We start from the raw sequence: 13,787 nt of genomic DNA, 5'->3' as shown, positions 1-13,787 counted from the left end.
TCGTGCAAAATATGCATGAACATAAGGCAAAAACAAATGTTTATCCCTAAATGCGCAATCGTTACGAAGGGTTTTGAAACTGCACCCATCTCAGAAAGACATGACGCCATGGAAAATCTTAAGGGCAAAACAGCAATCATCACAGGCGCGAGCCGGGGTATCGGCGCAGCAACGGCACGGTACTTTGCCCAAAACGGGGCAAACGTCGTTTTGGCGGCGCGGTCCGCTGACAAAATTGAAACCCTCGCCGAGGACCTCCGAAAAGAAGGCCACGCTGCGCGTGCCATTCCCTGCGATGTGGCGGATCCTGATGCGGTCAAGGCCCTCATCGAAGATGCGAAAGATGCGTTTGGATCCGTGGATGTATTGGTTAATAACGCCGGCATCATTGATCCTATCTCGCGCATTGAAGACAGCGATCCCAGCGCGTGGGGCAAGGCGCTTGATGTGAATGTGAAAGGCGTCTACCACGGCTTGCGCTACGCAATCCCTGTGATGAAGGCGCAGGGCGGCGGCACCATCATCAACATTTCCTCTGGCGCCGCCCATTCCACCTTAGAAGGTTGGTCCCACTATGCAGCCTCCAAAGCTGCAGTGTTACGTCTGACTGGCGTTGCCAACACAGAGAACGCCGCGGACGGCATTCGGGTCATTGGGATCAGCCCAGGCACAGTGGCAACTGACATGATCAGATATATCACGGCCACCGGCGTGAATGCCGTGAGCAAATTGCCGGAAAGCGCGCATATCCCTGCGGATTGGGTCGCAAAGGCGATTGCAGTGCTCTGCGGTCCCGTTGGCGATGATTTTCTTGGAACGGATTTCACGCTGAAAACCGATGAAGGACGCAAGCTTGCTGGCCTCCCGCCGTTATAGTTTGGCTTGATAGTTTGGCTTGGCAAAAGCGTGGCACCCCGTGCCACGCGCTATTCGCACTCCGTTAATTCATAAACTCGGAACATCGACCACTCCGCGGTTATCCGCCTCTCAAGCGTCCCAAACCAGCGGTTTCGTGCTATGATATTGCATAACAATTGAAGATCGAGCGCCCTGAACACAGGTTGGCGCGCATGCCAAAGGATGCGCAGCCCAAGATTCGTAAAGGAGCGAAACCATGAAACTTCTAGCAAAACTCGCCGTGTCTGCCGCGTTTGCTACCCAGGTGTTTTCGACACAAGCCGTCGCGGGCACCTATGACACACGATGCACAACCAAGTCCGTGCCCTATCAGGCCACAGTCAAAGGCGGCCAACCTGAAAAGGTGATTGGCGGGGCGGTCATCGGTGGCGTCATCGGCAAGGTTATTACCGACAACAATGGCGGCGCTGCAGCCGGCGCGCTGATTGGCGGCGCCATCGGCCATGAAAACAGCCGTCGCACCGTCACCAAATACAAAACCGTCGAGACCTGCCAAAAGGTCTACATCCCTGCCCGTGTCACCGATCAGGCCGAACTGGAGCGCACTTTGATTGATCTAAATGCGGGCCGCTCTGTCAGCCGCGAGATGATCAAGGATGTGCAATACACAATCGGTGTTTCTCATGACGGCAAATGGGGCCCTCGGTCTCGCGGTGCGGCAGAAGAATACCTTGCGAGCTTGAACACTGTGCCAGAGCCGGTGACGTCTTTGTATTCGCTGATCGTAAATGATGTGGTGATTGTCAGTTCCCAGGATCCATCGGCGATAGAAGAAATCCAACAGGCATTGGCTGAGGCGGGCGTGGAATCCCAAATCTTCGTGGATTGGGAAAATACCTAAAGCGTTAAGCCGCTTCGTGACGCAGGATCGCAGCCTCTGACGCGGTCAACTGGCGGCGTGCATGCTCGCCATAGATATAAGGGCGCGCCTCAAGCTCGGGGTTCAACCCCAAGAGACGCTTGCGGTCCTCGTCATCCAAAGCGGACATTGCCGCATCAGCTGGGTGGAAGCTTTCGGTTTCCACCCCGTTTGCAAAGATGATCTCATGACGTGGCAACATGAGGTGCATATAGGTCACCTCGCGCAGCCGGTAATCCATAGTGACCGTGCTGCCGTTTTCCAATTGGCGCGCGGAAACCAAAACCTCTGGCGTGTTAAACAATGCACGCGCCACTTCACCACGCACCAGCACGCGGTGTTCAGGCGAAACAACCAATTCCTGCTGCGGCCAATTATGACCCAACGCCCCCGGTTTGATACGGATGGGGCGTAGCTTCGGCATGGCAAACAGCCGCGCTCCTGTCATGCGTCGCGCGCCCAACCATTGGATTTCCTGCGCGCCACTGTCCTTGGTGATCACCCGATCACCTTCGCGCAGCCGTTCAATCGGAATAGAACCATCCATGGTTTCAATCAGCGTGCCCGGCGTAAAGCAAATCACCCGTGCCACTTCCGGATCAAGCGGATCTTCAGTCGCCGCTTCCATGGTGTGATGCACCACCCACAGCTCTTTGTCTTTTGGCGGAATTTGGTCGACGAACATCAAAAGCTTTGCGCCCGTGTCCACGTCGATCATGGTGACCGTGTAGCTATGCCGCCCATCAGAGACCACAAAACTGCTGTCTTGCAGAGGTTCATCTACATCGATGTCATCAAGGGATTGCGTATCAGACATGGCTGCGCCGACGAGCTTGCGCACCATTCGCGCAGCCTTACGCCGTAGCATCAGCTCGTTTTCGCCCCGCTCCAGTCGCAACACCTCGGACGGGCCATCAACCCGAACAGCGTCTCCACGCCATAACCACACCGCACCTTTTTGAATGGCGCTTATTGGTGCGGTTCCAAGACCGTCAATTTCTGTTTGCGACCAAGAGATGACGAACGTGCCTTGAAAGCCCGTCCCCATTCGTCTCGTGTCCTGCCTCAAATTCTTATTAAGGCGAGGTTACCAAAAGTGATTCGTTCTGGGAAGCCCTAATTGAATCTCGTCGTGAGACCAGTGACTTAAAAGTCGAGTCTCAACCGGAGCGCGCCCACGACTTGACCTTCATCTTGGCCCGTAAATTCACGGCTAAGCCAAGTCGCACCGTAGTAAACCGAGCTGCGTTCCCCCTGCCAGTTCACGCCCAAGCGATAGCGTTCGCGGTTATCTTCAAGCGTTACGCCGGATGAGGCAGGAAGGTAGATACTGCTATCCACATAAGCGACATCCGCGCCGATCAAGAATGACCAACCAGGCCGGTTTTGATAGGTGGTCTGGTATTGTTGTCCGCTGACAGGGTCACGCACCAACAGCTCGTCATTGCCAAATTGACCAATCACCAGATCAAAGCCGGTACGCAGAAGAGTCTCGTCCCCCGCGCGCGCCTCAAGGAAAGGGCGGATGCGGGCCTGCCCACCAAGATCAATTTCGTATCCAACTTCGGCAACACCTGTCAGAGCAAGTTTGTCACCCACTTGTCCGTTAAGCACCGCGTCGGTTGGGCCCGGAATGCTAAATAGATCATGCAACCCTTCCTGAAATGCACCAATCCCGCTGCTTGGACCCACAAGCGTTAGGTCAGCGCCCAAAGCAATATCAAACCCACCCCGCTGCATGTGGGTGTGGGCGCCGATGGATAGCGCGCCTGCATAAGGCCGATCGCCTGCTGCAGGTGTCACCAAATCCTCAGGCGCGATCACCTGCCCGAGAATCCGCAGCTCGATAATGTCGCCAAACGCTTCAGGCCGCGCCCCGTCCCAAGGCGTTCCAAATAGGTGACTGCCTGCGATAGAACCAGAGCGCCAGCGGTCCTGACCATCGCCAAGGAAGTCGTTCACAATTAGACGGCCATATCCAACTTGTTCGGCTTGAGCACTCGTGCCCGCGGTAAAGCCAAAGCCCATCGCAATCGAAAATACGATTTTTACTAGAAATTTCTGCATCATGTCCCGCCAAACGTGTTTTCCTTGTCTTAGGCACACTCTTGAAAAAAGGAAAATGTTTACGCACGCATATTTCATGTTCTGCTTCGAGTGCAGCCGATGCACCACACTATGGTTTTCCGACCCAAACCATGGTTAACGTGCGGCAAACAAAACGGAGCAAACGAATGACCACAGCCTCAATGGGACTCATCGGTGTTGGCACCATGGGCAGCGCCTTGGCGCTGAATATCGCAGAAAACGGTCATGACATCGCGCTGTACAATCTGGACCCATCCACCATTGACGCATTGATTGAGAATGCGGGCGAGTTGGCGCCGCGTTTGACGAAAACTGAAAGCGTGGAAGAGCTGGTCAAAGCGATGCCTAGCCCGCGTGCGATTATCCTATTGGTCCCAGCTGGCGCGCCGGTTGAAGCGTCGATCAACGCGCTTATCCCTCTGCTGGAAAGCGGCGACACCATCATTGACGGCGGCAACAGTGACTTCCGCGAAACGCAAGAACGCACCAAGCGCGTTGAAGCGGCTGGGATCAATTACCTCGGTGTCGGCGTTAGCGGCGGCGCCGAAGGGGCGCGCCATGGCCCTTCCATGATGGTTGGCGGCTCGCCCAGCGCTTGGGAGCCGATCCGTCCAGTGCTCGAGGCGATCTCTGCGAAACACAATGGCGAACCATGCGTCGCGCATTTCGGTCCTGACGGCGCGGGACACTTTGTGAAGACGGTCCATAACGGCATCGAATATGCGGACATGCAGCTGATTGCCGAAATCTACGGGCTGCTACGCGATGGCGAAGGCCGGAAACCGTCTGAAATCGCACCGATGTTTGCCCGTTGGAACGAGGGTATCCTGAAAAGCTATCTGACCGAAATCAGCGCTAAGGTACTCGAAGCGGTCGATCCAGACACCGGCCAACCGGTAGTGGATGTGATTGTCGACAAAGCAGGCCAAAAAGGCACAGGCCGCTGGACGGTGATTGAAGCGATCCGCATGGGCCAATCCGCGTCCATCATCGAAGCGGCGGTGGGCGCGCGGGTTATGTCTTCGGAGCGAGAAACCCGTGCGGTCGCGGCTGGCATCCTCGGCGATGGCCCCAATAACAGCGTGACCTTTGATGAAGACGATCTTGAAGCAGCGTTCTTGGCCGCGCGCATCCTGTCTTACGCGCAGGGCTTCCGTATCCTAAAGGCCGCGTCTGACGAATTTGAATGGGATCTGGACTACGCCAAAATTGCTGAAGTCTGGAGAGAGGGCTGCATCATTCGCTCTGCATTGCTTGATGATATCGCTACAGCGTTCCGTGGAAATCTGCCTGATGGCCGCTTGATCCTGTCTGATCACTTCGCGCCTTTGTTGCTGTCTAAAATGGATCAATTGCGCAAAGTGGTGTCCCAAGCGGTTTTGGCTGGGTTGCCCGTGGCAGCTCTGTCTTCGGCGATTTCATGGTTTGACGAAGTTCGCCAATCGCGCGGCACCGCTGACATGATCCAAGGACAACGTGATTTCTTTGGTGCCCACAGCTTCTTGCGTCTGGACAAAGAAGGCTCTCATCACGGGCCGTGGCATGCAGATCGCGGCTAGCTCTAACAAGGCCGCTATGACTCGCCCGTTGTAAGGGGCGGGTCGACGCCCTTATCTTAAAAGAGCCCTGCTTCTTTGGCGATCATCGCCGCGTGTGTCCGGTTTTTCGCCTCTAGCTTGCGGCACAATGTGCGCACATGCAGTTTGATCGTCACTTCCTGCAAATCAAGTTCGCGAGCGATCTCTTTATTAGAAAGTCCGCGGCATACCCCATTTAACACTTCGCCCTCGCGTCGGCTAAGTTGTTTAGCAACCGGGTTTTCTTGAGCTTGCGCAGACATATGGGTGACAGGGAAAAACGTCTCACCCGCCACCATGAAACGGGTTGCGTTCACAAGGCTTTGCGCGGTCATGGTCTTGGGTAGAAACCCAATCGCTCCTAGATCAATAGCCTCTTGTGCAACATAGGTGGGCGCATTGCCCGACAGAATAGCGACACCTTTGGCGATACCGGCCTCAATCGCAGTCTCTAGCCCGTCAAGCCCGTTCATGCCCGGCATGTTGTAATCCAAAAGCAATAAATCAAATGGCCCCTCTTGGCGTCCCACCTCAAGGGCATCTTGCAGAGAGCTGGCCACAGAAACCTGTGCATCTCCAACCGTTTGCAAATAGGCCGAGAGCGTCTCTCGAACCATGCTGTGGTCATCTGCAATCAAAATTCGCATCGCTACAGTGTCTTTCACAATTCAACTCACCATACTATTCCGCAGATCAAAGGGATCTATCTCAAATCACTCTCTAGATCACATCACCTTACTAAATCTAAAGTTGATTGATCTAGTGTCATCACATAATGAACTATATTTTTTATAACATCCCCTATCCCTTTGGATAGATGTCACCCCCAACGAACAGGTCCATAGTTGAAGAGTTTCTGGCATGACTGATTAACACGACTTATTGAGAGCGCTCCTTATGAAAATCCTTAAAATCGCCGCCCTTACATTCATGGCGATCGCGCCGCTCGGCGTCGCAGCCGATGATCTCGACACACCGACCGGCGAAGTGATTCTAACGGTGAGCGGAGCAATTACAAAGCAAAACACCGACGAAGCCGCGGCTTTTGATTTTGATATGCTAGCGGCGATGCCTGCAGAAAGCTTTGAAACCACGACCATTTGGACGGAAGGCTCTCAGTCCTTTACAGGTGTATCGCTGAACGCTTTGTTGGATTTTGTCGGTGTTGATGGAAAGCTATTGTTTGCAAGCGCCATCAATGACTATCAGGTAGAAATCCCGATCACTGACGCAACCGATGGCGGCCCGATTGTTGCTTACCTACGGAACGGAGAACCGATGAGCGTTCGCAACAAGGGACCGCTTTGGATTGTATATCCCTACGATCTGAACAAAGACTACCAATCAGAAACCATATACTCGCGTAGCATTTGGCAGTTGGACCGCATTGAAGTGGTGCAATAAACTGCGCAGTGTCTCTCCCTGAATAAGGGCTCTGTGCCATGAGAATCCCACGCGGTTTTGTCACCGCTACTCTTGTCCTCGTTGTTGTGGTGGCGTTGTTTGAACTCTTCGTCCTGTTGAGGTCAGTCGCTCAACAGGTCGATGAACTGTCCGATGCCAGCACGGGGGATGGTGTTTGGGCGTTGTCTCGGTTGGAAATTGATTTCTATCGATTTGAGGCAGCTCTGGAAGCGGCGCAGTCGCCAGAAACCTATCCCGAGCTGCGCACGCGTTTCGATCTTTTCTACAGCCGTGTTGCGACGCTTTCAGAAGGTCAACTGAACCAGAACATCAGAGACCATGAGAGCTTTGCTAAGAACATGGCTACGCTAGAAGGTTTCGTGGAGATGGCGCTCCCGTACATTGACGGCAATGACGCGATGCTAACGCAAGAGCTCGCAATGCTTCGGTCGGAAACTGAGCGGATCGCACCCGTGGTGCGTCGACTCTCTATCACTGGGGTCGCTAGTTCCTCGCAAAACAGTCGCGACCTGCGCTTTGCAACGCGTGCTCTATTGGTGAAGCTCGCCACCAGCGCGCTTATACTGATCTGCGGGCTTTTGGTCTTCGCTGTTGTGTTGCGCCGTCTGTATTTGCAAAGCGAGCAAGCCTCGCGATCAAGCAATATCTCTCGCGCGCGTAACGAGGCTATGATCGAAAGTGCGCTTGACGGAATCCTCGTAACCGCACCTGATGGCAAAATCCTCGAACTAAACACCGCCGCGGAGCAGGTGTTCGGCTTGAATTCCGGAAATGACACAGGGCTCCATCTCAGCGAGTTGCTTAAAGGCATTTCTGAAACGACCGAATATGGCTCCCCCAAAGAGTCGGGTCTTCTTGACAGAGGGCGCCTGCTCACCACGGGTATTCGACAAGACGGGTCAGAGTTTGCGGCGGAAGTGACTTTATCTCAGGCCCGCACATCGCAAGAAGACGACGTTTTTGTCGCTTATGTACGTGACATTTCCTCAATTCTTGAGGCTCAGAAAGAGCTTAGGGACGCCCGTGACAAAGCCCTGCAGGGTGAACAAGCCAAGGACAAACTCCTCGCGGTCATGAACCATGAAATCCGCACCCCTTTGAACGGCATCCTGGGCAGCTTGGACTTGCTTAAGAAAACCGACCTGACCGACGCGCAAAACAAGTACCTTGGAGCGATTGAAACGTCCGGCGATGTGCTGATGCAACATGTGAACGACGTTCTCGAGCTTTCACGTCTGGACAGTGACATCTCCAAACCGCCTCATGAACCACTAGAGCTTTGCAAAACCATCGGTGATCTGGTCGACAGCCAAAAGGCAGCCGCCACAGCCAAAGGCAACACCCTGTCTCTGAAGCTTTCCGATGACTTGCCCAAGACGGTTCTTGGCAATCCGCAAGCGCTGCGGCAGGTGTTGCTAAATTTGCTGGGCAACGCTTTGAAGTTTAATAACAACGGATTGATCAACGTAGACGTGGAGCCCTTCGGTCGGGACGATCTCGTCGAGTTTCGCGTCATCGATGACGGACCGGGGATCGCCGAAGAAAACCTCGGGCGATTGTTTGAGGATTTCTACACCGTGGACCCGACCTTTAGCCGCACGGCACAAGGCACTGGCTTAGGATTGGGCATCACCAAACGCATGGTTGCGGCCATGGGCGGCGAGATTGGGGTCGAGAGCATCGAAGGCGAAGGGTCTATGTTCTGGTTCCGCGTCCCGCTTGCGCCTGCCCCAAAGGCCGAAACAACCGAAGAGGTCATTTCGGCGACACCCCCAGATGCGCGCGGCGCAAAGGTGTTGCTGGTCGAAGATAATGAAATCAACCAGATGATCACAGGAGATATGCTACGCAACAGTGGTCACGCGGTTGATATCGCCCCGAATGGGACGACCGCGATCCGAATGGCAGAACGAAACGACTATGATCTTATCCTGATGGACATCAGTATGCCCGGCATGGACGGCATCACGGCCGCAAAAGAGATCCGACGCGCTTTGGGCGATCCAACTCACCCACCAATCTTTGCGTTGACCGCACAATCTATCGCGCCCGAAGACACCAAGCTTTCTGCTGCTGGCATCACAGCTGTGCTGCCGAAACCGCTGACGTCAGAGCTGCTGCAGAACGCAGTCAACCGCGCACTCAAAGTCACCGCCTATGACACCCATGACCACAGCGCGGACGAATGCAACCTCATGAACCCGGCGGTGTTTGCGGATTTGCTGACCAATATCGGACCCGAGCGCATCCAGCATCACTTTGACGCACTCAGCACAGATTTGGCAGCTTTCTTTGAGCACCCCGCGCCCGGTCCAGAGGCAAACCTAGAATTCCGATCTCAGGCACACACCCTCTCTGGCGCCGCTGCTGTATTGGGATTGTGTAGCCTTCGCAGGTCATTAGCAAAGCTCGAAGATCACCCAGACGCTCAAAATTTGTTCGATCAAACGCAACAAATTTGGTCTGAATCGCGTGAGACATATCAACGTGCGCTGGACCGCGCTGCGAACACCCCGCCTTGACCCTCGTCGAACGACGCGCCTTTATATGTCTCAGGCATTTGCAAGGATCTCATCCATGGCCTCAGACACTCTGACATTGAACGTCCAAGGTATAACCTCTGCGTGCTGCGCCCCGCGGGTCGAAAAAGCGCTGTCCGCTTGGCCAGACACGGATCGGGTGCATGTGAATGTCGCGCAGGCCAAAGCGCTATCTGAAGCCACCCTGTAGTACATCCGACAAAACCTGTTCTGGGCCTTTGGCTATAACATCCTACTGATCCCCGTGGCGGCAGGTTTGTTCTACCCTTGGCTTGGCTGGCAGCTCTCGCCCATGCTGGGCGCGGGAGCCATGGCATTAAGCTCGCTCTTCGTGGTGAGCAATGCGCTGCGCCTCAAACGGTTTTCAGCAAGCTGATCCAACTTAGAAACGCATGCGCTCTGGTCAAATGCCCGCCCTCCGCTAGATATTGGGGACGATCTTGAAAGGCCCGCCCGTGTCAGAGCACTCCCCGATCCGCGTCCATTGGTTCCGCCGCGACCTTAGACTGACCGACAACCCAGCACTGAGCACAGGATCAACCCGTTGCCTGCCGCTTTACATTTTGGACCCAGCGGAGCTTTCGCGGATGGGTGGCGCAAGCAAAGTCTGGCTCTATCACAGTCTCACAGCGCTCAACCAAAGCCTCAACGGTGCGTTGCATATTGCCCTCGGCACACCCAACGAAGTGTTCACCCAGCTCTCATTGGACCACCAAATCGCTCAGGTGACATGGACCCGACGCTATGACCCTGACGGGATCGCTTTGGATCAACCGATCATGGAGATGCTAAAAGACAAAGGCGTCGAGGTCACAAGCACCAACGGCTCGCTTCTTTGGGAACCGTGGGAGGTCAACAAACCTGATGGCGCCCCCTACCGTGTGTTCACCCCGTTCTTTAAACGCGGCTGTCTTGCGGCCCAACCGCCCCGCGCACCGCTGCCAGCACCGCAGCTGGAAACCGTGCGCTTAGCGGGCCACACCCCTGACCTTGCGCAACATCTGCTTCCGGACACCCCTTGGGACAAAGACGTTGTCACCGGGTGGACCCCCGGCGAGGCGGGTGCAAAAACTCGACTCGACGCGTTCATCGCCACCAATGTGGCGAACTACAAAGCCGCCCGCGATATCCCCAGCCTCAGCGCCACATCGCGGCTGGCGCCACACCTGCATTTCGGCGAGGTCTCTCCGAACCAAATCTGGCACGCCATCGAAACGCTAAAAACCACGGTTGATACCTACCATTTCAAATCCGAACTGGGTTGGCGCGAGTTTTCCTACCACCTGCTCTATCGTCACCCGGACCTTGCAACTGAAAACCTCAACAAAAAGTTCGACACATTCCCTTGGCTGAACGATGAAACCGCCTTGCAGCGCTGGCAAAAAGGCCAAACCGGTATTCCCATCGTTGATGCCGGCATGCGCGAGCTTTGGCAAACCGGCTATATGCACAACCGAGTGCGTATGATCGTGGCATCCTTCCTGATCAAAAACCTGCGCATCCATTGGCGCGAGGGGCTGGCTTGGTTCCACGACACGCTCTTTGACGCCGATCCCGCCAATAATGCAGCAAGCTGGCAATGGGTGGCAGGCTCTGGTGCAGACGCGGCACCGTACTTCCGGATTTTCAATCCGGTCACTCAGGCGCAGAAATTTGATCCAGACGCCATCTACATCAAACAATACGTCCCAGAGCTTGCGGATCTGACCGCCAAACATGCCCATGCGCCATGGCTCGCGCCTGACGCGGTGAAAGCCACCATTGCTGGCAGCTACCCGGCCCCTCTCGTTGACCTAAAGGAATCACGCCAAGCAGCGCTCGATGCATTCAAAGCTCTGCCCTAAACCGTTAACGCAAACGGTTCCGCCACCGTTATCGCCAACGGGAGGACATTCGGATACGTTAACGCTAACATACTGACATAAAAGGGTATTTTGTCTTTTTATCGTCACGGGACAGGTCTATATGTCAGCTCATATTTCATAACGAGCGAGGACACTCGGATGACCGTTACTGTTGGTATCAATGGCTTTGGCCGAATTGGACGTTGTACCCTGATGCACATCGCGGAAGCGGCGCGCGAAGATGTACAGGTTGTGAAAGTAAACGCGACCGGCCCATTGGAAACCGCAGCACACCTCATTCGTTATGACTCCGTCCACGGTCGTTTCGCCAATGACGTGGTTGTTCAGAACGGCACCATGGATGTGGGCCAAGGCCCAATGCGCATGTTCTCAACCTATGACATGGACGAGCTGGACTGGACCGGCGTTGACGTGGTTCTGGAATGTACTGGCAACTTCAACGACGGCACCAAAGCAGCAAAACACTTGGAACGCGGCGCGAAGAAAGTCCTGATCTCTGCGCCCGCGAAAAACGTCCAAAAGACCATCGTCTTTGGTGTGAACGACAACCAGTTGACCGCCAATGACAACATGATCTCCAACGGCTCTTGCACCACAAACTGCTTGGCCCCACTGGCGAAAGTTCTGAACGACACCATCGGTATCGAAAACGGACTGATGACCACGATCCACAGCTACACCGGTGACCAACCAACCCTGGACCGTCGTCACAAAGATCTCTACCGCGCGCGCTCAGCAGCGATGGCGATGATCCCAACATCTACAGGCGCTGCGAAAGCGCTGGGCGAAGTTCTGCCTGAAATGAAGGGCAAACTGGATGGCACCTCCATGCGCGTCCCAACGCCAAACGTATCCGCTGTCGACCTGACCTTCGTTGCGTCCAAAGATGTGACCGTGGAAGACGTGAACGAAGTTGTGCGCGAAGCCGCGGCGACCCACATGAAGGGCGTTCTGGGTTATGATCCAGAGCCAAAAGTTTCGATCGACTTCAACCACACCACTGAAAGCTCCATCTACGCGCCTGACCAAACCAAAGTGGTCGGCGGCCGCACTGTGCGCGTCCTGGCATGGTATGACAACGAGTGGGGCTTCTCTGCGCGCATGGCAGATGTGGCCTCCAAAATGGGTCAGATGATCTAAACCGATCTCTCAACCATCACCTTCAAAGATTATTGCGCCCTTTCGGACCTTCAGGCATATCTGTCTCAGGTCACCACCGAAGGGGCGCATTTCTTATGACCAACAGCTTAGCCATTGGAATCGGTTTGGTTTTGGTCTTGGCCTTGGGTGCCGACCAGTATTGGCTAGATGGCCAAGCGGCATTGTTCACCGCGCGCAAATTTTCTGAATTGGTAGAGTGGATCGCTTTCTGGCGGTGATCTCAGAGATCAACGAAAATAGGTCGTCAAAACCATTTCTTTGAGCAAGTCCAAACGCCTCTCCAGCTGTGCGCGGCTTGCCGCACTGAACTTGGCGTTCTTGGCGGAAAAGAACACAAGATCGGCAACCTCGTGCGCCTGATCTGCATCGATTTTTTCACCAAGCAGGTCCGCCAACAGTTCGATCCAGTTAAGGTGCCCGTCTTTAAGGGACGGCTCTACAATCGCACTCATGCCCTCAAGAAGTTCGTTCACATTGGGCATATCTGTCAGCTGATCATACCAACGCAGCGGCCCCATGCTGAAATAAGCGTCGAGCTTCGCTTCTGCCCCATCAAGGTCTTTCCAGGCCTCTTTGACCATTTGAAGATCGGCGTCCATGAAGTACTTGACCGCCGCGCGCAGCAACTCTTCTTTGTTCGGATAGACATTATATAGAGACTGCCGGGATATACCCGCAGCCTGCGCGATATCCGACATGGTTGTCTTTTGAAGCCCGTATTTACCCACGGTGGCCAAAGCGGCCATCGCGATTTCTGCGTTTCTCATCTTTTAATCATTTCATTGACGAACAAGAGTCATTCTACTAGCTTTGTACAAGAATACAACTTTTGTATAATCATACAGTATTCGCACATTCAGCCACGCACTGACCTAGGTCGGAATAGGACGCAGCAATGAAACTCTCTGTAAATGGAAAAGACCGTGAGGTCGATGTCGAACCGGATATGCCCCTTCTTTGGGTATTGCGGGATGAACTGGGACTGACAGGAACCAAATATGGGTGTGGTGTCGCCCAGTGTGGTGCCTGCACAGTCCATATGGACGGGCTCGCCGTTCGGTCGTGCCAACTTGCGGTTGGTGACGTGACTGGCGACATCACAACCATCGAAGGTCTTGGTACGCCAGACAGCTTGCACGCCGTGCAAGACGCATGGGTCGAACACCAAGTGGCTCAGTGTGGCTATTGCCAGTCCGGTCAGATCATGTCTGCCGCTCAATTGCTGGATTTTAACGACTCCCCAACAGACGCTGACATTGATGCTGCCATGGGTGGCAACCTGTGTCGCTGCGGGACCTACCCGCGTATTCGCGCCGCGATTAAATCCGCAGCGCAGAAAATTCAGGAGGCATAA

14 protein-coding genes and 1 pseudogene are annotated in these 13,787 nt (G+C 54.6%); 11 read left to right on the top strand and 4 right to left on the bottom strand.

What is annotated here, in order from left to right; all coding sequences use genetic code 11:
• Positions 1-108 precede the first annotated feature (108 nt).
• Together TA5113_RS04800 and TA5113_RS04795 are read left to right on the top strand one after the other, a co-directional pair.
• A complete protein-coding gene (locus tag TA5113_RS04800; protein ID WP_058315230.1) occupies positions 109-876 on the top strand; it encodes an SDR family oxidoreductase in 768 nt (255 codons plus the stop codon).
• Between the two features lie 238 nt (positions 877-1,114).
• Positions 1,115-1,759 carry a hypothetical protein gene (locus TA5113_RS04795; RefSeq protein ID WP_058315229.1) on the top strand — a complete coding sequence of 215 codons (645 nt, stop codon included), beginning with the start codon at positions 1,115-1,117 and terminating at the stop codon, positions 1,757-1,759.
• A 4-nt stretch (positions 1,760-1,763) separates the two neighbouring features.
• Here the strand turns inward: TA5113_RS04795 and TA5113_RS04790 are convergent, their stop codons facing one another.
• Both TA5113_RS04790 and TA5113_RS04785 read right to left on the bottom strand, forming a co-directional pair.
• On the bottom strand, positions 1,764-2,825 hold the full coding sequence (locus TA5113_RS04790; protein ID WP_058315228.1) for a Hint domain-containing protein: 1,062 nt from the start codon (positions 2,823-2,825) through the stop codon (positions 1,764-1,766).
• 98 nt (positions 2,826-2,923) lie between these two features.
• On the bottom strand, positions 2,924-3,844 hold the full coding sequence (locus tag TA5113_RS04785; protein WP_245627162.1) for a lipid A-modifier LpxR family protein: 921 nt from the start codon (positions 3,842-3,844) through the stop codon (positions 2,924-2,926).
• A gap of 167 nt (positions 3,845-4,011) precedes the next feature.
• Between TA5113_RS04785 and gnd the strand changes: the two genes are divergently transcribed.
• Entirely contained in the window at positions 4,012-5,424 is a 1,413-nt protein-coding gene (gene gnd, locus TA5113_RS04780; protein WP_058315783.1) for an NADP-dependent phosphogluconate dehydrogenase, read from the top strand.
• Between the two features lie 56 nt (positions 5,425-5,480).
• On the opposite strand, the gene TA5113_RS04775 is transcribed toward gnd, so the two are convergent.
• On the bottom strand, positions 5,481-6,089 hold the full coding sequence (locus TA5113_RS04775) for a response regulator (protein WP_058315782.1): 609 nt from the start codon (positions 6,087-6,089) through the stop codon (positions 5,481-5,483).
• Positions 6,090-6,339: 250 nt separating this feature from the next.
• Here TA5113_RS04775 and TA5113_RS04770 point away from each other — a divergent pair, with 250 nt between their 5' ends.
• From TA5113_RS04770 to TA5113_RS16900, 7 genes and pseudogenes are all read left to right on the top strand, one after another.
• Positions 6,340-6,846, top strand: coding sequence for a putative pterin-binding protein (locus TA5113_RS04770; protein WP_058315226.1), 507 nt, complete (start codon positions 6,340-6,342; stop codon positions 6,844-6,846).
• Between the two features lie 38 nt (positions 6,847-6,884).
• Positions 6,885-9,389: a hybrid sensor histidine kinase/response regulator gene (locus TA5113_RS04765; RefSeq protein WP_058315225.1), complete on the top strand. Its 2,505-nt coding sequence runs from the start codon at positions 6,885-6,887 to the stop codon at positions 9,387-9,389.
• Positions 9,390-9,444: 55 nt separating this feature from the next.
• Positions 9,445-9,597 carry a heavy-metal-associated domain-containing protein gene (locus tag TA5113_RS17070; protein ID WP_220387192.1) on the top strand — a complete coding sequence of 51 codons (153 nt, stop codon included), beginning with the start codon at positions 9,445-9,447 and terminating at the stop codon, positions 9,595-9,597.
• Positions 9,598-9,600: 3 nt separating this feature from the next.
• Positions 9,601-9,783: pseudogene (locus tag TA5113_RS17155) on the top strand (hypothetical protein); the annotation flags it as partial.
• Between the two features lie 64 nt (positions 9,784-9,847).
• Positions 9,848-11,251, top strand: a complete 1,404-nt coding sequence (locus tag TA5113_RS04760) for a cryptochrome/photolyase family protein (RefSeq protein ID WP_220387191.1) — start codon at positions 9,848-9,850, stop codon at positions 11,249-11,251.
• Between the two features lie 159 nt (positions 11,252-11,410).
• Complete coding sequence (gene gap, locus TA5113_RS04755; RefSeq protein ID WP_058315224.1) at positions 11,411-12,412, top strand: type I glyceraldehyde-3-phosphate dehydrogenase; 1,002 nt, start codon at positions 11,411-11,413, stop codon at positions 12,410-12,412.
• Positions 12,413-12,507: 95 nt separating this feature from the next.
• Positions 12,508-12,651, top strand: coding sequence for a hypothetical protein (locus TA5113_RS16900; RefSeq protein ID WP_058315223.1), 144 nt, complete (start codon positions 12,508-12,510; stop codon positions 12,649-12,651).
• Between the two features lie 9 nt (positions 12,652-12,660).
• On the opposite strand, the gene TA5113_RS04745 is transcribed toward TA5113_RS16900, so the two are convergent.
• Positions 12,661-13,200 (bottom strand): TetR/AcrR family transcriptional regulator, encoded by a 540-nt coding sequence (locus tag TA5113_RS04745; RefSeq protein WP_058315222.1) that lies wholly within the window; start codon positions 13,198-13,200, stop codon positions 12,661-12,663.
• A 128-nt stretch (positions 13,201-13,328) separates the two neighbouring features.
• Here TA5113_RS04745 and TA5113_RS04740 point away from each other — a divergent pair, with 128 nt between their 5' ends.
• A complete protein-coding gene (locus tag TA5113_RS04740; protein ID WP_058315221.1) occupies positions 13,329-13,787 on the top strand; it encodes a (2Fe-2S)-binding protein in 459 nt (152 codons plus the stop codon).

The sequence above is a fragment of the Cognatishimia activa genome, from assembly GCF_001458335.1.
Classification (GTDB): Bacteria; Pseudomonadota; Alphaproteobacteria; order Rhodobacterales; family Rhodobacteraceae; genus Cognatishimia; species Cognatishimia activa.
This window is presented reverse-complemented; position numbering and strand designations above follow the sequence as displayed.